Source organism: Pseudomonas sp. SID14000, assembly GCF_002165135.1.
Lineage (GTDB): Bacteria > Pseudomonadota > Gammaproteobacteria > Pseudomonadales > Pseudomonadaceae > Aquipseudomonas.
Genome location: NZ_NFZQ01000006.1, coordinates 149,032 through 173,045, shown reverse-complemented (window position 1 = coordinate 173,045; position 24,014 = coordinate 149,032). Strand labels below are relative to the sequence as shown.

Annotated in this window: 19 protein-coding genes, 2 pseudogenes and 2 riboswitches; of the genes and pseudogenes, 15 read left to right on the top strand and 6 right to left on the bottom strand. The window is 64.9% G+C overall.

What is annotated here, in order from left to right:
* Window positions 1-65: 65 nt before the first annotated feature.
* A riboswitch (cobalamin riboswitch) is annotated at window positions 66-274 on the top strand.
* A gap of 108 nt (window positions 275-382) precedes the next feature.
* From CAY82_RS11010 to CAY82_RS10985, 6 genes and pseudogenes are all read left to right on the top strand, one after another.
* Window positions 383-2,509, top strand: a complete 2,127-nt coding sequence (locus CAY82_RS11010) for a TonB-dependent siderophore receptor (protein ID WP_087501214.1) — start codon at window positions 383-385, stop codon at window positions 2,507-2,509.
* A 203-nt stretch (window positions 2,510-2,712) separates the two neighbouring features.
* Window positions 2,713-3,879 carry a DUF1624 domain-containing protein gene (locus CAY82_RS11005; RefSeq protein ID WP_087501213.1) on the top strand — a complete coding sequence of 389 codons (1,167 nt, stop codon included), beginning with the start codon at window positions 2,713-2,715 and terminating at the stop codon, window positions 3,877-3,879.
* Window positions 3,880-3,907: 28 nt separating this feature from the next.
* A riboswitch (cobalamin riboswitch) is annotated at window positions 3,908-4,106 on the top strand.
* Between the two features lie 109 nt (window positions 4,107-4,215).
* Window positions 4,216-5,226 (top strand): ABC transporter substrate-binding protein, encoded by a 1,011-nt coding sequence (locus CAY82_RS11000; RefSeq protein ID WP_087501212.1) that lies wholly within the window; start codon window positions 4,216-4,218, stop codon window positions 5,224-5,226.
* Complete coding sequence (locus CAY82_RS10995) at window positions 5,226-6,230, top strand: iron ABC transporter permease (protein ID WP_087501211.1); 1,005 nt, start codon at window positions 5,226-5,228, stop codon at window positions 6,228-6,230. The genes CAY82_RS11000 and CAY82_RS10995 overlap by 1 nt, the downstream gene beginning before the upstream one ends.
* On the top strand, window positions 6,227-7,015 hold the full coding sequence (locus CAY82_RS10990; RefSeq protein ID WP_087501210.1) for an ABC transporter ATP-binding protein: 789 nt from the start codon (window positions 6,227-6,229) through the stop codon (window positions 7,013-7,015). The genes CAY82_RS10995 and CAY82_RS10990 overlap by 4 nt, the downstream gene beginning before the upstream one ends.
* A gap of 16 nt (window positions 7,016-7,031) precedes the next feature.
* Window positions 7,032-8,372 (top strand): annotated as a pseudogene (locus CAY82_RS10985) (OprD family porin).
* A 53-nt stretch (window positions 8,373-8,425) separates the two neighbouring features.
* Here CAY82_RS10985 and CAY82_RS10980 read toward each other — a convergent pair.
* Window positions 8,426-8,749 (bottom strand): hypothetical protein, encoded by a 324-nt coding sequence (locus CAY82_RS10980; RefSeq protein WP_087501209.1) that lies wholly within the window; start codon window positions 8,747-8,749, stop codon window positions 8,426-8,428.
* Window positions 8,750-8,988: 239 nt separating this feature from the next.
* Between CAY82_RS10980 and CAY82_RS10975 the strand changes: the two genes are divergently transcribed.
* The 4 genes and pseudogenes from CAY82_RS10975 (at window position 8,989) to CAY82_RS10965 (ending at window position 12,817) form a co-directional block, all read left to right on the top strand.
* A complete protein-coding gene (locus CAY82_RS10975) occupies window positions 8,989-9,468 on the top strand; it encodes a hypothetical protein (RefSeq protein WP_087501208.1) in 480 nt (159 codons plus the stop codon).
* A 78-nt stretch (window positions 9,469-9,546) separates the two neighbouring features.
* Window positions 9,547-11,118 carry a sensor domain-containing diguanylate cyclase gene (locus tag CAY82_RS10970; protein ID WP_087501207.1) on the top strand — a complete coding sequence of 524 codons (1,572 nt, stop codon included), beginning with the start codon at window positions 9,547-9,549 and terminating at the stop codon, window positions 11,116-11,118.
* A 60-nt stretch (window positions 11,119-11,178) separates the two neighbouring features.
* A pseudogene (locus tag CAY82_RS27050) lies at window positions 11,179-11,304 on the top strand (ParA family protein); the annotation flags it as partial.
* A 175-nt stretch (window positions 11,305-11,479) separates the two neighbouring features.
* Entirely contained in the window at window positions 11,480-12,817 is a 1,338-nt protein-coding gene (locus tag CAY82_RS10965; RefSeq protein ID WP_087501206.1) for an MFS transporter, read from the top strand.
* A 114-nt stretch (window positions 12,818-12,931) separates the two neighbouring features.
* Here the strand turns inward: CAY82_RS10965 and CAY82_RS10960 are convergent, their stop codons facing one another.
* The 3 genes from CAY82_RS10960 to CAY82_RS10950 are packed head-to-tail and all read right to left on the bottom strand — an operon-like array spanning window position 12,932 to window position 18,540.
* A complete protein-coding gene (locus tag CAY82_RS10960) occupies window positions 12,932-16,078 on the bottom strand; it encodes an efflux RND transporter permease subunit (protein WP_087501205.1) in 3,147 nt (1,048 codons plus the stop codon).
* Window positions 16,079-16,094: 16 nt separating this feature from the next.
* Window positions 16,095-17,294 (bottom strand): efflux RND transporter periplasmic adaptor subunit, encoded by a 1,200-nt coding sequence (locus CAY82_RS10955; RefSeq protein ID WP_087501204.1) that lies wholly within the window; start codon window positions 17,292-17,294, stop codon window positions 16,095-16,097.
* Window positions 17,287-18,540: a TolC family protein gene (locus CAY82_RS10950; protein WP_087501203.1), complete on the bottom strand. Its 1,254-nt coding sequence runs from the start codon at window positions 18,538-18,540 to the stop codon at window positions 17,287-17,289. Before CAY82_RS10950 ends, CAY82_RS10955 begins: the two co-directional genes overlap by 8 nt.
* Before the next feature lie 238 nt (window positions 18,541-18,778).
* On the opposite strand from CAY82_RS10950, the gene aroQ reads away from it, so the two are divergent.
* Window positions 18,779-19,228, top strand: coding sequence for a type II 3-dehydroquinate dehydratase (gene aroQ, locus CAY82_RS10945; RefSeq protein WP_087501202.1), 450 nt, complete (start codon window positions 18,779-18,781; stop codon window positions 19,226-19,228).
* Window positions 19,225-20,073, top strand: coding sequence for a shikimate dehydrogenase (locus CAY82_RS10940; protein WP_087501201.1), 849 nt, complete (start codon window positions 19,225-19,227; stop codon window positions 20,071-20,073). The genes aroQ and CAY82_RS10940 overlap by 4 nt, the downstream gene beginning before the upstream one ends.
* 131 nt (window positions 20,074-20,204) lie before the next feature.
* On the opposite strand, the gene CAY82_RS10935 is transcribed toward CAY82_RS10940, so the two are convergent.
* Window positions 20,205-20,741, bottom strand: a complete 537-nt coding sequence (locus CAY82_RS10935; protein ID WP_256576256.1) for a thioredoxin family protein — start codon at window positions 20,739-20,741, stop codon at window positions 20,205-20,207.
* The gene (locus CAY82_RS10930) at window positions 20,731-21,006 is read right to left on the bottom strand and encodes a DUF2790 domain-containing protein (RefSeq protein WP_087501200.1); all 276 of its coding nucleotides are present in this window, start codon (window positions 21,004-21,006) and stop codon (window positions 20,731-20,733) included. The genes CAY82_RS10935 and CAY82_RS10930 overlap by 11 nt, the downstream gene beginning before the upstream one ends.
* Window positions 21,007-21,226: 220 nt before the next feature.
* Here CAY82_RS10930 and CAY82_RS10925 point away from each other — a divergent pair, with 220 nt between their 5' ends.
* The 3 genes from CAY82_RS10925 (at window position 21,227) to CAY82_RS10915 (ending at window position 24,006) form a co-directional block, all read left to right on the top strand.
* Window positions 21,227-21,967, top strand: a complete 741-nt coding sequence (locus CAY82_RS10925; protein ID WP_087501199.1) for a response regulator — start codon at window positions 21,227-21,229, stop codon at window positions 21,965-21,967.
* Window positions 21,964-23,250 (top strand): HAMP domain-containing sensor histidine kinase, encoded by a 1,287-nt coding sequence (locus CAY82_RS10920; RefSeq protein ID WP_087501198.1) that lies wholly within the window; start codon window positions 21,964-21,966, stop codon window positions 23,248-23,250. Before CAY82_RS10925 ends, CAY82_RS10920 begins: the two co-directional genes overlap by 4 nt.
* A 138-nt stretch (window positions 23,251-23,388) precedes the next feature.
* A complete protein-coding gene (locus tag CAY82_RS10915; protein WP_087501197.1) occupies window positions 23,389-24,006 on the top strand; it encodes a ferric reductase-like transmembrane domain-containing protein in 618 nt (205 codons plus the stop codon).
* Window positions 24,007-24,014: the final 8 nt, after the last annotated feature.

Here is a 24,014-nt window from a genome sequence, read left to right as displayed (position 1 = left end):
ACAGGCAGGTCTGGCGATCAACCCAACCTTCCCGACATATTTGACGCCCCCGCGTTTCAATGGTCAGATGCCCGCCAGTTTCAGGTGCCCTGCGCCGCCGCGCGCAGGGTGAAACGGGAAGCCGGTGCGTCGTGTTGAACACGACAAGTCCGGCGCTGCCCCCGCAACGGTAAGCGAGCGAACCCTTCGAGATACCACTGTGCACGTGCATGGGAAGGTGAAGGTTTCACGCCCCTCGCAAGCCCGGAGACCGGCCTGAAGCTTCACTTGGCAACCCGCGGTGGGCGGGCGCAGGCCGGTATCCGTGCGTACGCTTGCGGGCACGGTGCGCCTTTGCGTGTTTTCCACCGGGATCCATTCATTCCTGCAGTAGTGGAACGACATGTCCCGTATGTTAAAGCTTCACCCCCTGGCGGCCTGCCTGGCCGTTTCCTTGCCGGCCCTGGCCGATGACCTCGGCAGACAGCCCCTGGCCCTGCCCACCACGGCCATCACCGACACCCTCGACAGCCAAGCCGTAGACCTGGCCACCCCGACCCAGGCGGGCTCACGCCTGGGGCTCAGCGCCCTGGAAACACCGGCCAGCACCAGCAGCATCAGCGCCGAGCAGATCCAGCAGCGCAACAACCTCACCGTGCAGGACGCGGTGACCCGCTCACCTGGCATCAGCTACGTCGGCTCCCCTGGCGACGGCGGCACAGGCCTTTCTGCCCGAGGTTTTACCGGGCACAGCTCGGTGATGACCCTGTTCGACAGCGCACGTCTGTACACCGGTGCCGGCACCCAGACGTTCCCGGTGGACCCATGGATGGTCGAGCGCATCGATGTGATTCGCGGCCCGGCCTCGGTGCTGTACGGCGAGGGTGCTACCGGTGCGGTGGTCAACGTGATCCCGAAAAAGCCGTTTGCCGGCGAGGTACGCAACCACCTGCGCCTGGGGTACGGTTCGTGGGACCGCCAGCAGCTCGGCCTGGACAGCGGCGGCAGCCTCGGCGAGCGCCTGAGCTACCGCCTGGCCCTGAACCAGCAAGCCGGTAACGGTTGGGTCGACCGCACCACTTCGCGCAGCCTGGCCCTGAGCGCCGCGCTGCGCTTCGATGCCAGCGACGACCTCAGTTTCACCCTCGCCCACGACCGCGGCGATGCGGAGCCTGCCAACTACTACGGCACCCCGCTGATCGGCGGCCACTACCGCAGCAGCCTGCGCAACAAGAACTACAACGTGCAGAACGACGTGCAGCACTACGTCGATGAATGGACCCGCCTGAACACTGACTGGACGTTGAACGACCACCTCAGTGCCAGCAACCAGCTGTACTACATCAAAAGCCGCCGTCACTGGCGCAACGCCGAGGACTACAGCTGGGACGCCGAGCGCCAGCAGCTGCTGCGCGGCAGCTACCTGGAGATCAAGCACAACCAGGAACAGTTCGGCGACCGCCAGACATTCACCCTCGACCACACGCTGTTCGGCCTGGCCAGCAAGACCGTGGCAGGTGCCGAGTACAACAAGGTCCGCTTCAACGTCGACAGCAACGCGCCCTACAACGATGTGGGCGGGGACTACGTCGACCCGTGGCAGCCACTACCAGGCTGGTTCCACAGCGCCTCGCCGTTGCGCCCGCAAACCTTGTCCAGCACCCACACCTTTGCCCTGTTCGCCGAAAACCACCTGCAGCTGAGCGATCGCCTGTCGCTGGTCACCGGCGTGCGCCGCGACCAGAACCACATCGCTCAGGAGAAACTGACCACCGACAGCCACAGCGACCGCAGCCTGCAAGGTGGCAACTGGCGTGCCGGGCTGGTGTTTGCGGTCAGCGACGACCTGTCGCTGTATGGCCAGTACTCCACCAGCGAGGACGGGGTCAACAACCTCATCAGCCTCAGCGCCAACCAGATGCACTACGACCTGACCGAAGCCAGGCAGACCGAACTGGGCCTCAAGCAGCGCTTCTGGGAGGGGCGTGGCGAATGGACATTGGCGGCCTACCACATCGTCAAGAAGAAGCTGCTGGTGGATGATCCGGTCACCCATGAGAAGCAGCAAGCTGGCCAGCAGACATCCGACGGCCTGGAGGCGACCCTGGAACTGGCGCTGGCACACCAGTGGCAGGTGTCGGCCAACGCGTCGGTGGTGCGTGCCAGGTATGACGACTTCGACGAAATGGTCGGCGGCGTGGCTCAGGACCGCGCGGGCAATCGCCCGGCCAATGTCCCGCGGCGAACCGCCAACCTGTGGCTGAGCAAAGGCTTCGGCCAGCAGGTGGAGGCCGGCCTTGGCGCACGCTATGTGGATGAGCGCTACGCCAACACCGCCAACACCCAGAGCGCCCCCGGCTACACCGTGGTCGATGCCAACATCAGCTGGCAGGTATCGCCGGATGTGCGGCTGGGGTTGCAGTTGAACAACCTGTTCGACCGTGAGTATGTGCAGTCGGCGTTCAGTGGCCAGCAGTGGTTGATGGGGATGCCACGGTCGTACTTTGCGACGGTGGATTACAGTTTCTGATCTGAACTGCCTGCACCGGCCTCTTCGCGGGTAAACCCGCTCCCACAGGGATATCACAGAATTCGAATACGGTGAGGTACCTGTAGGAGCGGGTTTACCCGCGAAGAGGCCGGCACAGGTAGCACAAAAACACCTACCGCCCCGTCACATTTTAGTTATAAGATAACGTTTCAGTTGACATCCATTCCTATCAGCGACCTCCCATGACAAGCGCCAGTGCCACCCCCACCCTGCTCACCCAGCGCCTGCAGAGCATCGACGCCCTGCGCGGTCTGGTGATCCTGTTCATGCTCCTGGACCACGTCCGCGAAACCTTCTTCCTGCACCGCCAGGTCAGCGACCCGATGGCCATCGATGCCACCGAGCCGTCGCTGTTTCTCAGCCGCACCCTGGCCCACCTGTGCGCGCCGGTGTTCGTCATGCTGACCGGCCTTTCGGCCTGGCTGTACGGCGAGAAACACCAGGGCCGCGGCGACGTCTCGGCGTTCCTGTTCAAGCGCGGGCTGTTCCTGGTGATGCTGGAGTTCACCCTGGTCAACTTCGCCTGGACCTTCCAGCTGCCGCCCAGTGTCATCTACCTGCAGGTAATCTGGGCCATCGGCGTAAGCATGATCGCCCTGTCGCTGCTGGTCTGGTTGCCACGCGCACCCCTGGTCGCCTTGGGCGCAATCATCATCGCTGGCCACAACCTGCTCGACGGCTTGCACTTCGGCACCGAATCCGCCCTGCACGTGCCATGGGCGATCCTGCATGACCGGGGCTGGCTGGAGTACTCCGAAAGCCTGCGCCTGCGCACCTCCTACCCGGTGCTGCCGTGGATCGGTGTCATCGCCCTGGGCTACGGCCTTGGCCCGTGGTTCGCCCGTGGCAGCGAGGCCGGCCAGCGCCAGCATCGCTTGCTGCTGGCCGGACTGATCGCGCTGTCGGTCTTTGTCGTGCTGCGCCTGTTCAACGGTTACGGCGAGGCGCCGTGGAGCGCTTACCCAACCCTCACACAAACCCTGATGAGTTTCTTCAACATCACCAAGTACCCGCCATCGCTGCTGTTCCTGGCACTGACCCTGGGCTGTGGCCTGTTGTTGCTGCGCGCCTTCGAACGCACCGGCCAGGCCCGCTGGATCAGTGCCCTGGCGGTATTCGGCGCGGCACCGATGTTCTTCTACCTGCTGCACCTGTATGTGCTGAAGCTGCTGTACCTGGCCAGCGTGGCGCTGTTCGGCCGCAACCATGGCGACTACTTCGGCTTCGACGACATCACCGCGGTGTGGCTGGGGGCGGTGCTGCTGGCGGTTTCGCTGTACCTGCCGGTACGCTGGTTCGCCCGCCTGAAGGCCCGGCGGCGCGACATCACCTGGTTGAAGTACTTCTGAAAAGCGTTTTCACCCGGCGGCGCGATGGTCTACCATGCCGGCCGCCGGTTTCCATCACGGAATCAATAGGGAATCCCAGGCCCGCCCATTCGGGCCAAACGGAACTGCCCCCGCAACTGTAGGTGCCGAGCCTGCTCCATCGATGCCACTGGGCCACGAACCCGGGAAGGCCGGAGCCAGGCCATGACGCACCAGTCAGGAGACCTGCCGGCCTACATTCACCAACCGGCGGGGTGTCCGGGATTGGCCATCAGTGTTGCCCCTGCCACCAGCGGGGCTTGGCGATGCCTGTCCGTGCGTTCCTCACCCGAACTGTCCGATAGGAGATCGTCCAGCATGCTGCCCCGTTTTACCATCCTCCTTGCCGGCCTCGGCCTCAGCAGCCTGGCCCAGGCTGCTGCCACCCACTACCCGCTGATGATCGACAACTGCGGCAAGCCGCAAACCTTCGCGCAGGCGCCGGAGCGCACGGTCACCATTGGCCAGGCCGGTACCGAGTTGCTCTACGCGCTGGGGCTGGGCGACAAACTGGCGGCCACCTCGCTGTGGTTCAACAACGTGCTGCCCGAGTACCAGGTGCAGAACGCCAAGGTGCCGCGCCTGGCCGACAACGAGCCCAGCTTCGAGGCGGTAGTGGGCAAGCGCCCGCAACTGGTTACAGTGCAGTTCGAATGGATGGTCGGCGCTCAGGGGGCGGTCGGCACCCGCGAGCAGTTCGATGAACTGAGCATTCCCACCTACCTGCTGCCGTCGGACTGCGAAGGCAAGGACAACCTGGTGGGCGCCGACGGTACTCGCCTGCAGGCGTTCCAGGTCGAGAGCATCTACAAGAACGTCAGCCAGCTGGCGGAAATCTTCGACGTACAGGACCGTGGTACGGCTCTGAATGCCGAACTCAAAGGCCGCCTGGACAGTGCCAAGGCGCAACTGGCCGGCAAGGATCTGTCCGCCACCTCGGCGCTGTTCTGGTTCTCCAGCGCCGACCTGCACATCGACCCCTATGTGGCAGGCCGTCAGGGGGTCGCCGATTTCATGCTGCGCACCCTCGGCGTGCGCAACGTGGTCGAGTCCAGCGAAGAGTGGCCGACCGTAGGCTGGGAAACCCTGGCCAAGGCCAACCCCACCTGGCTGATCATCGCCCGCATGGACCGCCGCCGCTACCCCGCCGACGACTACCGGAAGAAGCTGGCATTCCTGCGCAGCGACCCGGTAACGCGCAACATGGACGCGGTGAAGCACGACCGCATCATCATCCTCGACGCCGACGCCATGCAAGCCGGCATTCGCTTGTTCAGCGGCCTGCAGACGCTGTCCGCCGCCTTTGCCAGCGGCAAAGCAGCCCAGTGATGATGCGCCTGTTACCCTACATCGCTGTTGCCCTGGCGGCCCTGCTGGCCGGCACCGCCATCGGTGAAGCCAACCTGTCGCCCGGCATGGTCGGCCAGGTACTGGCCAACCACCTGTGGCAGGCCGGCTACCCGGTCGACCCGATCGACGCCGGCATCATCTGGAACTACCGCCTGACCCGCACCCTGGTCGCCGCGGCTTGCGGCGCTGGCCTGGCCACCTGCGGCGTGATCCTCCAGGCACTGTTGCGCAACCCGTTGGCCGAGCCTTACCTGCTGGGGCTGTCTGCCGGTGCCTCGACCGGTGCGGTGCTGGTCGGTTTGCTGGGCCTCGGCAACCTGGCGCTGAGCATGTCCGGTGGTGCCTTCATCGGCGCCCTGGCAGCATTCGTCCTGGTGCTGGTGCTGGCCCGCGCAGCGGGCCCAGGCAGCAACAACGCCCAGGTGATCCTCGCCGGGATCGCCGGCTCGCAACTGTTCAACGCCCTCACCGCCTTCCTCATCACCAAGTCGGCCACCGCCGAGCAGGCGCGAGGCATCCTGTTCTGGCTGCTGGGCAACCTCAGTGGCGTGCGTTGGCCTTCGGTATGGCTGGCCGTGCCAGTGGCGCTGTTCGGACTGGTCGTGTGCCTGTGGCATCGCCGTGCACTGGATGCCTTCACCTTCGGTGCCGACTCGGCGGCGTCGCTGGGCATCCCGGTGCGGCGTACCCAGTTGCTGCTGATCAGCTGTGCGGCACTGGTGACCGCCGTGATGGTGTCCATCGTCGGTGCCATCGGCTTTGTCGGGCTGGTGATCCCCCATGCCCTGCGACTGCTGCTCGGCCCCGGGCACAGCCGCCTGCTGCCCGCCAGTGCGCTGGGCGGGGCGCTGTTCCTGATTGCCGCCGACATTCTGTCGCGCACCTTGATCCCTGGCCAGGTGATCCCCGTTGGCGTGGTCACCGCGCTGCTCGGAGCACCGGTCTTCGCGCTGATTCTGGTCAGCCGCCGGGGGCGCCCATGACGGTCATGACGGCTGTACAGATGGCCCCCTTGAGTTGCCAGAGCCTCGGGCTGCAACTGGCCGGCAATACCGTGCTCAGCGATATCGAACTAAGCGTTGTCGCCGGGGAAACCTTGGGCATCGTCGGCCCCAACGGCTCCGGCAAATCCTCGCTGCTGAAGGTGCTTGCCGGGCTGCGCAAGCCAGGCAACGGTAGCGTGCAACTGCTGGGCGAGCCGCTGGCACAGTTGCCCCGCCGCCGTGTCGCCCAAACCTTGGCGCTGGTCGAACAGCAGGCCGAAACCCTCGATGCGATCAGCGTGTTCGATGCCGTTGCCCTGGGCCGTACCCCCTGGCTGTCGGCGCTGGCGCCGTTCTCCCGGGAAGACCGCGCGATCGTCGAGCAGGCCCTGGCCGACCTCGACGCCCTGCACCTGCGCACACGCCTGTGGGGGTCGCTGTCCGGTGGCGAGCGCCAGCGCGTGCATATCGCCCGTGCCCTGGCACAGCGGCCGCAGGTACTGCTGCTGGACGAGCCGACCAACCACCTGGATATCCAGCACCAGCTGAGCCTGTTGCAACAGGTGCAGGCCCTGCCGGTAACCACCCTGGTGGCCCTGCACGACCTCAACCAGGCGCTCACCTGCGATCGCGTCGCGGTGCTCGACCAGGGCCGCATGGTCGCCCTCGGCAAACCGCTCGAGGTGCTCACCCCCGAGCGCCTGCTGAATACCTTCGGCGTGCACGCCCATTACCTCATCGACCCTTTCGACGGCGCGCGCATCCTGCGTTTTCGCGCCCCTTGAACAGGAAGTTCTGCCCATGTCGCGCCCTGTCGTCCTGCTGCTCGCCAGTGCCCTGCTCGCGCCCTCTGCGCTGGCCGACTCCACCCAGTCGCAAAGCAACGGCCTGGTCGAAGATGGCCGCTGGAGCGTGCTCAACCGCAGCGTATTCGACCAGCGCGACTACCAGCATGGTGGGCGCAACAGTGCAGCGCGCAACGCCTACAAGCCGCGCAATGAACGTAGCGGCAAGGCCGAGGAATGGGCCTACGGCCTGATGGGCACCTTCCAGTCCGGCTTTACCCAAGGGCTGATCGGTGTCGGGGTCGATGCCCACGCCTACCTGGGCGTGCAACTCGACAGCGGCGGCGGGCGCGTGGGCAAGGCACGCCTGCTCGCGGTGGATAACGAGGGGCACCCGAAAAACGAATACAGCCGTGCCGGCGCGGCACTGAAACTGCGCATGTCCAATACCGTACTGTCCTACGGTGAGCAGCGGATCAAAACACCAGTGTTCAGCTCCTCCGACAGCCGCCTGCTACCCGAGACCGCTACCGGTTTCTTCCTTGCCAGCAACGAATTCGAGAATCTCAAGCTGGTGGCCGGACACTTCAACGAGAGCGCCGACCGCAATGCATCCAGCCACGACCAAGGCTTCGTGGTGAACTATTCCAACGGACGCCAGGGCAACAGCTTCGACCTGGCCGGCTTGGTGTGGAACCCCGGCGCCGCCTTCAGCGGCAGCCTGTACACCTCTCGCTACCAGGACAGCTGGAGCCAGCATTACCTGGGCAGTACCCTCAGCCACGCCCTGGACGAGCGCCGCAACCTCAGCCTCGACCTCAACCTGTACCGCACCACAGACACCGGCAAGGGGCTATCCGGGCGCATCGACAACACTACCTGGAGCCTGGTCTCGCGTTACAACCACGGGCCGCACGGTTTCAGCCTGGGCTGGCAGCAGGTGGACGGCAACACGCCATTCGACTACGTGACACGCGGGGCGATCTTCATTGCCAACGCGGTGCAGATGTCGGATTTCAACGCGCCGAACGAGCAGTCATGACAGGCGCGCTATGACCTGAACATGGGCGCCTACGGTGTGCCGGGGTTGAACCTGACAGCATTATACGTGCGCGGGTTCGGTATCGACGGCACCCATGTCGACCCTGCGGGCGGCTATGCGTACCTGGGGTATGGCAAGGGGGGCAAGCATTGGGAGCGCGACCTCGAGGCACGGTACGTGGTGCAGAGTGGCAAAGCCAAGGGCACCGCCTTTTCGCTGCGGCATAACGTGCATCGGGGTAACAAGGCGCAGGCAGAACTGGACGGGGACCAGATACGGTTGGCGGTGGAATGGCCATTGTCGGGTGGGCTCTGATGTATCGCATGGACTGATAGATCCCGGGGCCGCACAGCGGCCCCGAAAACCCATCAGGCAACCGTACTGCCAACAGGCTGCAATCCCCACTCTGCCCGCTCCTGCGCACTCAGCGCCACCACTACCTCGGCAAAGGTCTGCTCCAGTTCCGAGCTGACATTGCCAAACACCTTGTAATTGGTCAGCAGGTAACGTTTCACGGTCCTGGGCCAGCGCCTTTCCTTGTGCGCCGCATTGATGATGCCTTTGGCGTCGTGCCGCGTCGCCCCGCGCCACAAGTCCATCAACCTGTTCTCGAAATCACCGAAGGTCCACACGTCTCTGCGGTCTTCGAACTCGTCCAGCAGTTTGAGTTTGTACTGGGCTATGTGCGCCATCGTGAATCTCCCTTGGGTACATTGAAAAACCCGTGCAACCGGAAAGGTAAGTAAGCCGGGCAGGTTTTGAAATGAACGCGTCGATTACGTGCACAGCACCTTGTAGGCACTTTCTGATCTGTCAGCGCAGCAACAGCTGCATGTGCGTGGTCTGCCCGACCGGGCAAATCACAGGGGTCGTCGTGGCCAGGCTGACATCGGTATAATCGGCAGCACTCAATGCCCGACCAGGCCACACCATGCCTTGCTTCCAGAAGTTGCTGTTGCCCCTGCTGCTGACTGCCGCCCTCACCGCCTGCGACCAGAAGCCCTCCCGTGAAGAACAGATCCTGGCCCAGCTGCCGCTGCAGGATGCCTATACGCACAACATCGAGCGCATGGCTGCGCTGCTCGGCCGCACACACCCGCAGCTGTCGCAGGCGACCATCCAGGGCGTGCTGCGCAAGCACCTGACCGTCGAGGACCAACGCCAGGACCTGTTCCGGCTGTACAGCGAAAAGAACTTCAGCGATGCCGAGTTCGCCACAATCGTCGAGGCCACCCAGGACCCGGCCAAGGCTCGCGCCCTGGAAGATACCGATGCCGGCAAGCGCCTGAGCGAAAAGGTCACCCACCTGATGCGCGAAACTGCCCGCGATGTGAAGGTGCAGGCCCTGGTCGAACAGCGCATGCAACAGGTGGAAGACGAACTGGACGCACTGGAAAAGGCAGGCTCCTGAACACGTTTCCTCACTGCAGCCATGACGCGTAAGGTTGCTCCCATTTCGTAGCTGTTTTTCGATCACCCGAGGTCAGGATTGACACACGCCAAGCACGGATTGCGCCTGGATCTACGCACACTCATTCTTGTGCTGTGCGCCCTTACCGCCGTGGTCATGCTGTGCGCCAGCTATTTCGCCAGCTACCGGGTGCAGCGCCAACTGCTGATCGACCACGCCCTGGAAGCCAACCGGGTGTATGCGATGAAGCTGGCTACCATCACCGAGACCTTTATCGACAACGCTTTGCAGCAGCTGTCGTTCAGCGCTGACGTGCAAGGCCGACAGCTGGGTGACGCCGTCGCCCTGCAGGCGGAGAGCGACCGTGTCCTGAACCAGAGCATGGCCTTCAACTCCACGTTCGTGATCGATGCCAACGGGGTACTGCTGGCGGTTTCCCCCGCTCCGCTGCGGCACCTGGTCGGCAGACACATGCAGTCGCCCGGTGTTCAAGAGGCACTGCGCGCGCGCCACCCACTGGTGTCGACGCCTTACGTGACGGCGGCCAACAACCTGGTGGTGGCGCTGTCGCAACCCATTTTCGACAGCAATGGCCGCTACCTGGGATATGTCAGCGGCAGCCTGTACTTGCGTGAACGCAATATCCTCAACAGCCTGCTGGGCGAGCATTTCTACAAGGACGGTTCTTACCTGTACGTGGTCGACCGCAACCGTCGTCTGCTGTACCACCCCGACAGACAGCGCGTGGGCACGGTGGTTGAAGGCAACGCATTGATCGACCAGCTGGCGACCCTGGGCAGTGGTACCCGGCAAGTTACCAACAGCCTTGGCGTGGAAATGCTCGCCGGGTTCGCCACCGTACCCAGCGCCGGTTGGGGCGTGGTGGCACAGCAGCCGCTGACTCAGACGGTGGCGCCACTGAGCCACCTGATCCTCAACGTGGTTGGCACCTCCGCGCCGTTGGCGCTGGTGGGCAGCTTGCTGCTGTGGTGGCTGGCCATGACCATCGCCCGGCCCTTGTGGCAGCTGGCCGCCGGCGCCCGCTCGATGGACCGTGCCGGCACCGCCGAACGCCTGCGTCGGGTCCCGGCCTGGTATTTCGAGGCGGCCGAGCTCAAGCGCGCGCTGTTGTTCGGGCTCAACCTGCTGCATGAACGCATCGGCCGGCTCAACCGCGACGCCCAGACCGACCCGCTGACCGGCCTGGGCAACCGCCGCAATCTGGAGTTCAGCCTGTCGTTGCTGGAAGCCGAGGGCCGGGCATTTGCGGTCATCGTGCTGGATATCGACCATTTCAAGCGGATAAATGACAGCCACGGGCATGAAATGGGTGACCAGGTGCTGCGCCGGCTGGCGGAGCTGATGAGCCGTTGCTGTCGCGAGGGTGACCTGCTGTGCCGCACCGGCGGCGAGGAGTTCCTGATGCTGCTGCCGGAAGCCAGCCTGGAGGTTGCGGCGGTGATAGCCGAGCGGCTGAGGGTGACGGTGCAGGATACGCCGGTGGAGCCGGTGGGAGCGGTGACGGTATCGCTGGGGGTGGCGCGTTGGGATGGCGAGGCCGATAGCGAACCGGGGGACGCGTTGAGCGAGGCTGACCGGGCGCTTTACCGGGCCAAGCAGGAGGGGCGTAATCGGGTAGTTGTTGCCTGAGCGCCTTGTTTCGCCTGTGCTGGCCCTTTCGCGGGCACGCCTGCTCCTACAGGTACCCCCAAGCTGTTGGTGGAACTGGGCGAGGACTACGAGCGGATCTACCTCGACACCCCGCCGGCATTCAACTGCCATACCTTCAGCGCGCTGGTGATGGCCGAGCAGCTGTTGATACCGTTCGACTGCAACCGTTGCCGCGATCTCCTGCAGGAGATCGCGGCAACGGTTGAATCAGATATCCCGAGGTCGCCCTCGACAAAGCGCCCTGCAGCACCCGGCGATCTACTGGCAAGCACAACAATGATGGCGCGGCCCGACCGCGCCACTTTCATCATGCCTGCCAATGGAACCGGAGAGCACTCGCATGCCCGCACCTCACGAGGTATCCCCCGCCACCCTGCGCCGGGTGATAGCCGCCTCGGCCATCGGCAATTTCGTCGAATGGTTCGACTTCGCCGTCTACGGCTTTCTCGCTACCCTGATCGCCAGCCAGTTCTTCGCCAGCGAAAATGCCAGCGTGGCCTTGCTCAAGACCTTTGCGGTTTTCGCCGTGGCCTTCGCCCTGCGCCCCCTGGGCGGCATCGTGTTCGGCGCGCTGGGTGACCGCCTGGGGCGCAAGCGTATCCTGTCGCTGACCATCCTGCTGATGGCCGGCTCCACGACCCTCATCGGCCTGCTGCCAACCTACGCCAGCATCGGCCTGGCAGCCCCCGCGCTGCTGACCCTGGCGCGCTGCCTGCAGGGCTTTTCCGCCGGTGGCGAGTATGCCGGGGCCTGCGCCTACCTGATGGAGCACGCCCCCAACGACAAGCGCGCCTTCTATGGCAGCTTCGTGCCGGTGTCGACCTTTTCCGCCTTTGCCTGCGCGGCAGTGATCGCCTATGGCCTGGAAGCCAGCCTGTCGGCCGAAGCAATGAATGCCTGGGGCTGGCGCATCCCGTTCCTGATTGCCGCACCGCTGGGGCTGGTGGGCCTGTACCTGCGCTGGCGCATGGAAGAAACCCCGGCGTTCCGTGAAGCCATCGCCCAGGGCAAGGAGCATGAACATTCGCCGCTCAAGGAAACCCTGCGCAACCATGGCCGGGCGATCCGCAACCTGGGGGCCTTCATCTCGCTGACCGCACTGTCGTTCTATATGTTCACCACCTACTTCGCCACCTACCTGCAACTGGTTGGCCACCTGACCCGCGCGCAAGCGCTGCTGGTGACCACTGTGGCCCTGTTGTTCGCTGCGGTCGGCTGCCCGCTGGCCGGGGCGTTCTCGGACCGCGTAGGGCGGCGCAAGACCATCGGCTTTACCTGCCTGTGGGTGATGCTGTGCGTGTTCCCGGCGTACTGGCTGGCCAGCTCCGGCTCGATGTCCGGCGCGTTGCTGGGGGTGATCCTGCTGGCAGTGGGGGCGTTGTGTAGTGGTGTGGTCACGGCAGCATTGCTGTCGGAAAGCTTCCCTACCCGCACCCGCTATACCGCTTCGGCGATTACCTACAACGTGGCCTATACCCTGTTTGGCGGCACCGCGCCGTTGGTGGCGACCTGGCTGATCGGGCAGACCGGCAGCAGCCTGGCACCGGCGTTCTACCTGGTGGTGATTGCACTGGTGGCCTTGGTGGGTGGGTTGGCGTTGCCGGAGACTTCGCGGATTTCGTTGCATGATGAGGCTGGGGGCAACGATGCGAGGGCTGGGGCTCGTCGTACTGTTTGATATTTTGGGGCTGCTTTGCAGCCCATCGCGACACAAGGCCGCTCCTACAGAGGAACGCGTAAACCTGTAGGAGCGGCCTTGTGTCGCGATGGGCCGCAAAGCGGCCCCGGGGTCTCAACCCTCCTGCACCTCTTCGCGCCGATATGCCCATTGATACAACGCTGGCAACACCAGCAAGGTCAGCGCGGTAGACGACAGAATTCCGCCAATCACCACCGTCGCCAGCGGTCTCTGCACCTCGGCCCCGGTCCCGGTAGCCAAAGCCATGGGGATGAACCCCAGCGATGCCACCAGTGCCGTCATCAGCACCGGTCGCAAGCGCGTCAGTGCACCCTCCTCGACCGCCGCCCGCAACGTGCGCCCCTCTTCCCGCAGGCTACGGATGAAGGCAATCATCACTAACCCGTTGAGCACCGCCACCCCCGACAAGGCAATGAAACCCACCCCAGCGGAAATGGACAACGGAATATCCCGCAACCACAGCGCCAGCACCCCGCCAGTGAGGGCGAACGGTATGCCTGTGAATACCAGCAGGCCATCCCTGAGGTTGTTGAACATCATCAGCAACAGCGCCATGACGAGAAGCAAGGCCACCGGCACCACCACCTGCAGGCGCTCGGCCGCCGACTGCAGCTGCTCGAACTGGCCACCCCAGCGGGTCCAGTAACCCGGCGGTATCTGCACCTGCTCGATCAGCGTCTGCTCGGCCTCCTCGACGAACGAGCCCAGGTCGCGCCCACGCACGTTGGCACTGACCACCACCACCCGCTTGCCATCTTCGCGGCTGACCTGGTTCGGCCCCAGCTGCAGGTTCAGCGTGGCTACCTGCGACAGCGGGATGAAGCCGATTTGCCCGGCACCCGCAGCAGCGCTTGCCGGCACCGGAATCAGCAGGCTGGCCAGCCCGTCGACATCGGTGCGCAGGGTTTCCGACAGGCGCACCACCATGTCGAAACGGCGGTCGCCTTCGTACAGCGTGCCGGCCGTGCGGCCACCCACAGCAATGGCAATGGCGTCCTGCACATCGCCCACGTTCAGGCCATGTCGGGCCGCCTTGTCGCGGTCGATATCAATGGTCAGCACCGGCAGGCCAGTGGTCTGCTCGACCTTTACCTCGGACGCGCCCGGCACGCTTTGCAGGCTGCTGGCGATTTGCGCGGCAGTGCGGTTGAGCACGTCCATGTCATCACCGAACAGCTTCACCGCCACATCGCTGCGCACCCCGGATATCAGCTCGTTGAAGCGCAGCTGGATCGGCTGCGACAGTTCGTAGTTGCTGCCTGGCACGCTGGCGGCGGCACGTTGTACCTCGGCGATCAGCTCATCACGCGGCTTGCCCGGGTCGTCCCATTGCTCACGCGGGCGCAGCATCACATAGGCGTCGGAAATGTTCGGCGGCATCGGGTCGGAGGCGATTTCGGCGGTGCCGGTACGGGCGAACACCCGCTCCACTTCCGGCACCTGGGCGATGATCGCCTGTTCCAGGCGCTGCTGCATGTCGACCGACTGCGACAGGCTGGTACCTGGCACGCGCAGGGCCTGCAGGGCGAAGTCGCCTTCGCTGAGGCTGGGGATGAACTCGCTGCCCATGCGGCTGGCCATTACCCCGGACAACAACACCAGGCTGGCGGCGGCGGTGAACGCCAGCTTGCGCCGGCCCAGCACCCAGGCCAGCACCGGGGCATAGCGCTGACGCGCCGTACGCATTACCAGGCCTTCCTCTTCCTTGACCTTGCCGGTGACGAACAGGGCAATGGCCGCCGGCACGAAGGTAACCGAGAGCATCATGGCACCGAGCAGTGCGATGACCACGGTAAAGGCCATAGGATGGAACATCTTGCCCTCCACCCCAGTCAGGGCAAAGATCGGCAGGTACACCACCATGATGATCAGTTGGCCATAGATCAGCGGCCGACGCGCCTCACGGGCGGCAGCGAACACTTCATGGAAGCGCTCGACGCGGGTCAGCATGCGGCCATGGCGTTGCTGGGCGTGGGCCAGGCGGCGGATGGCGTTCTCCACGATCACCACCGCACCGTCGACGATGATGCCGAAGTCCAATGCCCCCAGGCTCATCAGGTTGGCGCTGACCTTGTTGCTGAACATGCCGGTGAAGGTGAACAGCATCGACAACGGAATGACCATGGCGGTGATCAGCGCAGCGCGGATGTTGCCCAGGAACAGGAACAACACGGCAATGACCAGGATAGCGCCTTCGACCAGGTTCTTCTTCACCGTGGCAATGGCCTTTTCCACCAGGTTGGTGCGGTCGTACACCGTCACCGCGACCACGCCCTTGGGCAAGTTGCGGTTGATTTCGACCAGCTTGGCGGCGACCGCCTGGGAGACCGTGCGGCTGTTCTCGCCAATCAGCATGAACACCGTGCCCAACACCACCTCCCGGCCGTTTTCGGTGGCCGCGCCCGAGCGCAGCTCTTCGCCCAGGCCGACCTGGGCAACATGGCTGACGCGAATCGGCGTGCCATCGGCGCTGGAAATGACGATATTGGCAATGTCCTCGGCCGATGCCACCTGGCCTGGCGCGCGGATCAGCAACTGCTCGCCATTGCGCTCTATGTAGCCGGCGCCAACGTTGGCGTTGTTGCGTTCCAACGCCGCGATCAGGTCGTTGAGGGTGAGCTTGTAGGCCGCCAGTCGCTTGGGCTCCGGCGCTATCAGGTACTGCTTGGCATGGCCGCCGATGCTGTTGACCTCGGCCACCCCGGGCACATTGCGCAGCTGCGGCTTGATGATCCAGTCCTGAATCACCCGCAAGTCGGTCGGGGTGTAGGGCGTGCCGTCCTCCTTCAGCGCGCCCTGCTCGGCTTCCACCGTCCACAGGAAGATTTCACCCAACCCGGTGGAAATCGGCCCCATGCCCGCTTCGATGCCGTCGGGCAACTGCTCACGCGCCACTTGCAGGCGCTCGTTGACCAACTGACGGGCGAAGAACAGATCGGTGCCATCGTCGAAAATGACCGTGACCTGCGACAGGCCCGAGCGCGACAGCGAGCGGGTCTGCTTGAGCCCGGGCAGGCCGGCCATGGCAGTCTCGATGGCGAAGGTGATGCGCTGTTCGGTCTCCAGCGGTGAATAGCCAGGCGCGGCGGTATTGATCTGCACCTGGACGTTGGTGATGTCCGGTACAGCGTCGATCGGCAGTTTCTGGTAGCTGTGGATACCCACCGCGGCCATCAGGACCACGGCCAGCATCACCACCAGGCGCTGCTCGATGGCGAATTGGATCAGGCGTTCGAACATGCAGGCGTCCCCGTGATCAATGGCTGTGCTCGGCCGAGCCCTTGCCCAGCTCGGACTTGAGGACAAAGCTGCCGGCAGCGGCCACCTGGGTTCCGGCGTCAAGGCCGGTGGTGATTTCCACCTGGCCGGCGTCGCGGCGACCGGTTTTCACCGGGCGGGCCTCGAAGCCTTCCTCGGTGCGGGCAAACACCACGATCTGCTCCTCCCAGGTTTGCAGGGCGCTTTCCGGCACCACCACGGCGGCATTGAAGCGCTCGACACTGACCGCGACATTGACGAACAGCCCGGGGCGCCAGGCGCCGTTGGGGTTGGCCAGCGTGGCGCGAGCGGTGGCGGCGCGGTTCTGCTCGCCGAGCAGGCTGCCGACGTAGTTGACCTTGCCCTCGACCTGGGCGCCCAGGTCCGGCGCGCTGACTGTGACATTGCGGCCGGTGACCACCTTGTCCAGGTCGCGCGGGGCGACGGCGAAGGTGGCCCAGACCCGGCTCAGGTCAGACAGGGTGAAGGCGTTGCTGGTCTCATCGACCACCTCGCCCACAGTCAGGTGCTTTTCCACCACCACTGCATCGAACGGCGCGCGCAGTTCATAACGGTTGCCAGTGCCGGCCGGGCCCACGGCGGCGACCTTCTGCCGTGCGTTGGCCAAGGCAATCTCGGCCTCCTGCAATGCCTGGCGGGCCTGCAGGTAATCCTGCTCGGCGCTGATGCGCTCCTGCCACAGCTGCTGTTCGCGCCGGAAGGTCAGGCGCGCCAGTTCCAGGCGGCGCTGGGCAGCCTGTTGTTCGCTGCGCAAATCGGAAATCTGCTGACTGGCGATCACCGCCAGCACCTGGCCACGCCTGACCGTCTGGCCCAGCTCGGCTTGTACCGCCTCGACCACGCCAGGCACGCGTGGCACAACGTGAGCGGTGCGGTCCTCGTCGAAGCGGATTTCACCCGGGAAACTGATGGCAGTGCCCAGTTCACGAGGGCCGGCGTTGGCCAGTTGCACACCGGCGGCCTCGATCTGGGCCGTGGACAAGTGCAGCTTGCCCTCTTCTTCATCGTGGCCTTCTCCGGCCTGTTCCTCGCCATGGCCGTGGCTCTCTTCACCGTGGTCGTCGTGCCGGGCTTCAGTGCCCGGCACCTTGCCGAGGTTGTCGGTCCAGGCCAGGCCACCCAGGCCAAGCGCGGCAATAGCGGCAGCCAGAAGGGCTATCTTGCGTGGATTAGTCATCGTTGCTCCTGCTGTTCAATCTGTTGCTCAGGCCATCGAGGTCGCCATAGATCCGTTCGACCTGCGCCCGCGCGTCGGTCGCCGAGGCCAGTGCCTCGAGGTACAGCCCGCGTGCCTCGATCAGCGTGCGCTGGGCATCAAGTACATCGAGGAAGGCGAACTTGCCCATTTCGAAACCGCGGGTGGCGGTGTCCACGGCCTGCTGTGCAAAGGGCAGGATGGTGCGGTCATAGGCCTGTACCTCCTGCATGGCCGTGGCCCACTGGCTGACAGCGCTCCGGGTTTCACTGCGCAAGCGCAGCTCTACTGCGTTGCGCAGGTCACGCGCCTGGTCGGCCCGGCGGGCTGCGGCCAGCACGTTGCCCTGGTTGCGGTCGAACAGCGGCAAGGGCATCGACAGGCCCACCACATTGACCCGCTCGCGGTCTTCGCGGCTGTACTGGCTGCCAAGGCTGACGGTGAGGTTGGGAATGCGCAGGGCTTTTTCCGACCCGAGGGACGCTTCGCCGCGCTCGACCTGGGCGGCGGCCAGGCGCCATTCAGCCGTCTGCTCGACCTGGTCGAGCAGGGCGTCGGCGCTGGGCGCGTCACCAGGGGACAGGTTGGCTGCCTGCAACTGGTCGAAGCTTGCCAGCGGGCTGCCGGTCAACCGTGCCAGGGCCTGGTATGCCACGCTGCGCTGGGTTTGCGCGCGGCGCACTTCGGCCTGGGCCTGGGCCAGTTGCACCTGTGCCCGGGTGGCCTCCACGGGCGATGACTGGCCGGCGGTCACCCGCCCCTGCACCACCCGCAGCCCACGCTCGGTCAACGCCTGCGATTGCTGCGCCAGCTCCAGCGCGGTCTGCGCGCGCAAGGCCGCATGGAAAGCCTGCACCACATCGGCGCGCAGTCCGTTGCGCTGGCGCTCCAGGTCCAGCTGGGCGATGGCCTGGCCGGCACCGGCCACGGCGATGCGTGCGCCGCGTTTGCCGCCCAGCTCCAGCGGCTGGCTGAGGGTGACAGTGGTGGTGCTGGTGTCGCGGCGGGTGTCCTCGACCTCCCAGGACAACTCCGGGTTGGGGATTAGCCCGGCCTGGCGTCGCTCGCCGTCGGCAATGCCGATTTCCCGGCCGGCCGCGGCCAACTCCGGGTTCCGGGCAAAAGCAGCATCAAGCGCCTGGGGCAGGCTCAGGCTCTGGCTGGCCTGGGCGCTGGCGGCGCCGGCCAGCAACAGGCAGAGCAAGGCGGTCTTGCGGGGGATAGGCACGAAACAGGTCCTCGTCGGCGAGCTTTGGCGAGGGACTGTAGAAAGCCGTGCTTATCGGGGGGGTGGCGGGAAAATTACAATTTTGTAATCCAGCCTGCGTTTCTCTCCTACAGGGGATGTGTACATGCAGGGTTCGATAATCGCCCACTTTCCTGGTACAGCGGTTTAGTCCAATTGACTAAACTAACCAGGCGGTACAAAACTAGGTGAATCCAACAACAACAAAGCGATGCCCGTAATGAAGCCCATTATTCTCGTGCTCAACGGCCCCAACCTGAACATGCTGGGCACCCGCGAGCCTGCCCAGTACGGCTACGAAACCCTCGCCGACCTGGCCCGGGGTTGCGCCGATACTGCCCATGCCCATGGCCTGGAAATTGAATTCCGCCAAACCAACCACGAAGGCGAACTGATCGACTGGATCCATGCCGCCCGTGGTCGCTGCGCCGGCATCGTGATCAACCCCGGTGCCTGGACCCATACCTCAGTAGCCATCCGCGATGCCCTGGTGGCCAGCGAAGTGCCGGTTATCGAAGTGCACCTGTCCAACGTGCACAAGCGCGAACCGTTCCGTCACCTGTCGTTCATATCGTCCATCGCCGTCGGGGTCATCTGCGGCCTGGGCAGCCATGGCTACCGCATGGCCATCAGCCACTTCGCCGAAATGGTTCAGGAGCATAGCGCATGAGCCAGCAAGCCATCCTCGCCGGCCTGATCGGCCGCGGCATCCAGCTGTCGCGCACCCCTGCCCTGCACGAACACGAAGGTGACGCCCAGGCGCTGCGCTACCTGTACCGGCTGATCGATGCCGACCAGCTGCAACTGGACGACAGCGCCCTGCCCGGCTTGCTCGACGCCGCCCAACACACCGGCTTTACCGGGCTCAACATCACCTACCCGTTCAAGCAGGCGATCCTGCCGTTGCTCGACGAACTGTCGGACGAAGCCCGCGGCATCGGTGCGGTGAATACCGTTGTGCTCAAGGACGGCAAGCGGGTCGGCCACAATACCGACTGCCTGGGCTTTGCCGAAGGTTTGCGCCGTGGCTTGCCCGACGTGGCACGACGCCAGGTGGTGCAGATGGGGGCCGGTGGTGCAGGTTCAGCCGTAGCCCATGCCCTGCTGGGTGAGGGGGTCGAGCGGCTGGTGCTGTTCGAAGTGGATGCGGCCCGCGCACAGGCCCTGGTGGACAACCTGAATGCCCACTTCGGTGCCGGGCGCGCCGTGGTCGGCACCGACCTGGCCACGTCCCTGGCCGAGGCGGACGGACTGGTCAACACCACGCCGGTGGGCATGGCCAAGCTGCCGGGTACGCCGCTGCCGGTGGAGCTGCTGCATGCGCGGCTGTGGGTGGCGGAGATCATCTACTTCCCACTGGAGACCGAACTGCTGCGCGCCGCCCGGGCACTGGGCTGCCGCACCCTGGATGGCAGCAACATGGCCGTGTTCCAGGCGGTGAAGGCGTTCGAGCTGTTCAGCGGGCGCCAGGCGGATGCGGCGCGGATGCAGGCGCATTTTGCCAGTTTCACCTGACAGATCGTTGTTGGCTTCTTCGCGGGTGAACCCGCTCCCACAGGGATCGCACAGTCTGCAAGCGGTGCAGTATCTGTGGGAGCGGGTTCATCGAGTCGTCGAACCACCGCGAAGAGGCCGGCGCAGGCCAATTACCTTTTCTCATCCAGCAACGCCTGTATCACCTGCTCCTGCCCACCATAATCCCCCTCGCCAAAGTGCACATGGCGTACCTGCCCCTGGCGGTCGACAAAGTAGTGTGCCGGCCAGAACTGGTTGCCCCAGGCATTCCACACCTTGTAGTCGTTATCCACCGCTACCGGGTAACCGATCCCCAGCCTGGCCACCTTGTCACGCAAGGTGCCAACGTCATGCTCGTAGTCGTACTCCGGTGTATGCACGCCGACCACCACCAGCCCCTGGTCGGCATAGCGCCGCGCCCATTCGTTCACATGCGGCAGGCTGCGCCGGCAATTGATGCAGTCCCAGGTCCAGAAGTCCACCAGCACCACCTTGCCCTTGAGCCCAGGGCCATCCAGCGGCGCCGAGTTCAGCCACTGGCTGGCGCCGGACAGCGACGGCATGGCACCGTAGCTGTCGCGGGCCATCAGGTGCCCGGCCAGGCCCAGGCCGACCAGCGCCAGGGCAATGCCGCCAACCTTCAACAACAAACGGCGATCAATTCTCATGGCAACCGCCGGTGGCGTAGGTGCGGTACTGCACGCTCTGTTGCTGGCCCTTGGAGTCGAGGTAATCCATGCGGGTGTTCACCAGGCCGCAGGCGTTGCTCTGGTCATCCTGTATCGACAGCACTTTCTTCACATCAAGGTGGTCACCGTAGCGGTACTGCATGACCCCGGTATCGTCCATCGGCATCGTGGAGGCCTGGGCGGCAATGGCGCCGAAGCTGAGCACGGCGAACAAAGTGGCACGGGCGAAAATATTGAAGTTCATGGCATCTCTCCTGTGTATCGCTTGAGGGTGGGGAGTTGTGCTCCCCGGTCGAGAGCCATTTCACGCCGGCCAGGTATCCCGTATGTGTCGCCCGAAGCTGTGATGTGCTTCCTCCTGTGTCTGAACACATGCCAGATACACTGCAATACAAAACCCCGCAGGCAAACGCGAAGGCGCTCGGTACACTGGGCCCATCCCCTCTTGCACAGGAACGCAGCGCATGGAACACGTCGATCACATCCTGATCGTCGACGACGACCGCGAAATCCGCGAACTGGTCGGCAACTACCTGAAGAAGAACGGCCTGCGCACCAGCATCGTCGCCGACGGCCGGCAGATGCGCGCCTTTCTCGAAGCCAACAGCGTCGACCTGATCGTTCTCGACATCATGATGCCCGGCGACGACGGCCTGTTGCTGTGCCGCGAGCTGCGCGCCGGCAAGCACCGCAACACCCCAGTGTTGATGCTGACCGCGCGCAACGACGAAACCGACCGCATCGTCGGCCTGGAAATGGGTGCCGACGATTACCTGACCAAGCCGTTCTCGGCCCGCGAACTGCTGGCGCGTATCAACGCCGTGCTGCGCCGCACGCGCATGCTGCCGCCTAACCTGACCATCAGCGAAAGCAGCCGCCTGCTGGGCTTCGGCCAGTGGCGGCTGGACACCACCGCGCGCCACCTGCTCGACAACGAAGGCACCCTGGTGGCCCTCAGCGGCGCCGAATACCGCCTGCTGCGGGTGTTCCTCGACCACCCGCAGCGGGTGCTCAGCCGTGAACAGTTGCTCAACCTGACCCAGGGCCGCGAAGCCGACATCTTCGACCGTTCCATCGACCTGCTGGTCAGCCGCCTGCGCCAGCGCCTGGGTGACGACGCCCGCGAACCCAGCTGCATCAAGACCGTGCGCAGCGAGGGCTACGTGTTCTCACTGCCGGTGCAACTGCTCGAGTCGCCATCATGAAGTGGCCACGTACCCTGGCCTCGCGCCTGGCGCTGATCTTCTTCACCGGCCTGGTGCTGGCCTACGGCCTGTCGTTCGGCCTGCAGGCCTACGAGCGCTACATCAGCAGCCGCTCGATGATGCTCAGCACCCTGGAGCAGGACGTGGCCACCTCAGTGGCCATCCTCGACCGCCTGCCCGCGGCCGAGCGCGCCGCCTGGTTGCCGCGCCTGGAGCGGCGTACCTACCGCTACCGGCTGGACCATGGCCTGGCGGGCGAAGCCATGCCCAGCAGCGACCCTCCCATGGCCGCCGACTCGATCGTCAAGGCCATTGGCGCCGACTATCGCCTGACCTTCCAGGAAATCCCCGGCCCGAATGCGCACTTCCAGGCACACCTGAGCCTGGCCGATGGCGCACCGCTGACCATCGACGTAACCCCATCGCCGGTCCCGGTAGCCCGCTGGCTACCCGTGGTGCTGCTGATCCAGTTGGCCGTGCTGCTGCTGTGCACCTGGCTGGCGGTGCGCCTGGCGATCGGCCCGCTCACCCGCCTGGCCCGCGCGGTGGACAACCTGGACCCGGACAAGCCTGGCGTGCAACTGGATGAAAGCGGCCCGCGCGAGGTGCGCTACGCCGCCGCGGCCTTCAACGCCCTGCAGGCACGCATCGCTGCCTATCTAAAGGAACGCATGCAGTTGCTGGCAGCCATTTCCCACGACCTGCAAACACCGATCACACGCATGAAGCTGCGTGTCGAAGTGATGGACGACGGGGTGGAAAAGGACAAACTGTGGAGCGACCTGGGTGAAATGGAACACTTGGTGCGCGAAGGCGTGGCCTATGCCCGCAGCATGGACACCAGCACCGAGGCCCCGTGCCGGGTCAACCTTGATGCCTTCCTCGACAGCCTGGTGTTCGACTACCAGGACAGTGGCGCCCAAGTCGAGCGCCATGGCAGCAGCGGCAGCCTTCTGGAAACCCGCCCGCATGCCTTGCGCCGGGTGCTGGTGAACCTGGTGGACAATGCCCTCAAGTTTGCCGGTGCTGCCGAACTGGAGGTGAGCCGCGAAGGTGGCACAACCGTGATCCGCGTGCTCGACAACGGGCCAGGCATACCCGGTGACGAACTGGATGAAGTGCTCAAGCCGTTCTATCGCGTGGAAGGCTCACGCAACCGCAGCACCGGCGGCACCGGGCTGGGGTTGGCGATTGCCCACCAGCTGATCCAGGCGATGGGTGGCCGACTGACCCTGAGCAACCGAGCAAGCGGCGGGCTGTGCGCGCAGATCGAACTGAAGTGATGGGCACAAGATTCTCAGGGAATGCGAGGCTTGAGCGAGTTCTACAATCCGATACACAACCCCACCACCGCCGACACACTGCAGATACCCCACCCCGACACACTCCCGGTCACACAACCACAACCGGGAGCCTCCCTGATGAAACCGCTCACCCTTCCCTCCGGCTGGAAGCTGTTCGCCACGCTCGCCGGCCTGACCCTGGCGATGACCGCCGTGGTCCTGGCCAGCCAACCTGATCCGGACGGCCTGCGCAGCGCGATCCGTGCCACTGCGCGCAGTTCCTTCGCGCTATTCCTGCTGGCCTTCCTGGCCTCGTCGCTGGTGACCTTGCTGCCTGGCACAAACAGCCGCCGCCTCCTCCAGGAACGGCGCTACCTGGGGCTGGCATTCGCCTTTTCCCACACCGTGCATGGCGTACTGATCTACCGCTACGCCCAGCAATTCCCCGAGTTGTTCTGGGCCGGCCGCACGCTCACCTCTAGCCTGCCCGGTACCCTCGGTTACCTGTTCCTGCTGCTGCTCACCATCACCTCGTTCAAGGCCCCGATGCGCCTGCTGGGTGGCCGTGCCTGGCAGGCCCTGCACAGTACAGGCATGTGGGTACTGGCCGCGGTGTTCTGCCTGTCGTTCTACAAGCGCATCCCCATGGGTGGCTGGTACCCGCTGGCGTTCGCCCTGATGTTCAGCGCCATCGCCGTCAAGCTCACCGCCAAGCTGGCCCGCCAGCAACGCCGTACCGCCCGCGCCCTTTCCTGAAGAGAGAA

What these genes read in the sequence shown, in the direction of transcription:
- CAY82_RS11010 (WP_087501214.1), top strand. Translation starts at nt 383, where the DNA reads ATGTCCCGTATGTTAAAGCTTCACCCCCTGGCGGCCTGCCTGGCCGTT.
- CAY82_RS11005 (WP_087501213.1), top strand. Translation starts at nt 2,713, where the DNA reads ATGACAAGCGCCAGTGCCACCCCCACCCTGCTCACCCAGCGCCTGCAG.
- CAY82_RS11000 (WP_087501212.1), top strand. Translation starts at nt 4,216, where the DNA reads ATGCTGCCCCGTTTTACCATCCTCCTTGCCGGCCTCGGCCTCAGCAGC.
- CAY82_RS10995 (WP_087501211.1), top strand. Translation starts at nt 5,226, where the DNA reads ATGATGCGCCTGTTACCCTACATCGCTGTTGCCCTGGCGGCCCTGCTG.
- CAY82_RS10990 (WP_087501210.1), top strand. Translation starts at nt 6,227, where the DNA reads ATGACGGTCATGACGGCTGTACAGATGGCCCCCTTGAGTTGCCAGAGC.
- CAY82_RS10980 (WP_087501209.1), bottom strand. Translation starts at nt 8,749, where the DNA reads ATGGCGCACATAGCCCAGTACAAACTCAAACTGCTGGACGAGTTCGAA.
- CAY82_RS10975 (WP_087501208.1), top strand. Translation starts at nt 8,989, where the DNA reads ATGCCTTGCTTCCAGAAGTTGCTGTTGCCCCTGCTGCTGACTGCCGCC.
- CAY82_RS10965 (WP_087501206.1), top strand. Translation starts at nt 11,480, where the DNA reads ATGCCCGCACCTCACGAGGTATCCCCCGCCACCCTGCGCCGGGTGATA.
- CAY82_RS10960 (WP_087501205.1), bottom strand. Translation starts at nt 16,078, where the DNA reads ATGTTCGAACGCCTGATCCAATTCGCCATCGAGCAGCGCCTGGTGGTG.
- CAY82_RS10955 (WP_087501204.1), bottom strand. Translation starts at nt 17,294, where the DNA reads ATGACTAATCCACGCAAGATAGCCCTTCTGGCTGCCGCTATTGCCGCG.
- aroQ (WP_087501202.1), top strand. Translation starts at nt 18,779, where the DNA reads ATGAAGCCCATTATTCTCGTGCTCAACGGCCCCAACCTGAACATGCTG.
- CAY82_RS10940 (WP_087501201.1), top strand. Translation starts at nt 19,225, where the DNA reads ATGAGCCAGCAAGCCATCCTCGCCGGCCTGATCGGCCGCGGCATCCAG.
- CAY82_RS10935 (WP_256576256.1), bottom strand. Translation starts at nt 20,741, where the DNA reads ATGAGAATTGATCGCCGTTTGTTGTTGAAGGTTGGCGGCATTGCCCTG.
- CAY82_RS10930 (WP_087501200.1), bottom strand. Translation starts at nt 21,006, where the DNA reads ATGAACTTCAATATTTTCGCCCGTGCCACTTTGTTCGCCGTGCTCAGC.
- CAY82_RS10925 (WP_087501199.1), top strand. Translation starts at nt 21,227, where the DNA reads ATGGAACACGTCGATCACATCCTGATCGTCGACGACGACCGCGAAATC.
- CAY82_RS10920 (WP_087501198.1), top strand. Translation starts at nt 21,964, where the DNA reads ATGAAGTGGCCACGTACCCTGGCCTCGCGCCTGGCGCTGATCTTCTTC.
- CAY82_RS10915 (WP_087501197.1), top strand. Translation starts at nt 23,389, where the DNA reads ATGAAACCGCTCACCCTTCCCTCCGGCTGGAAGCTGTTCGCCACGCTC.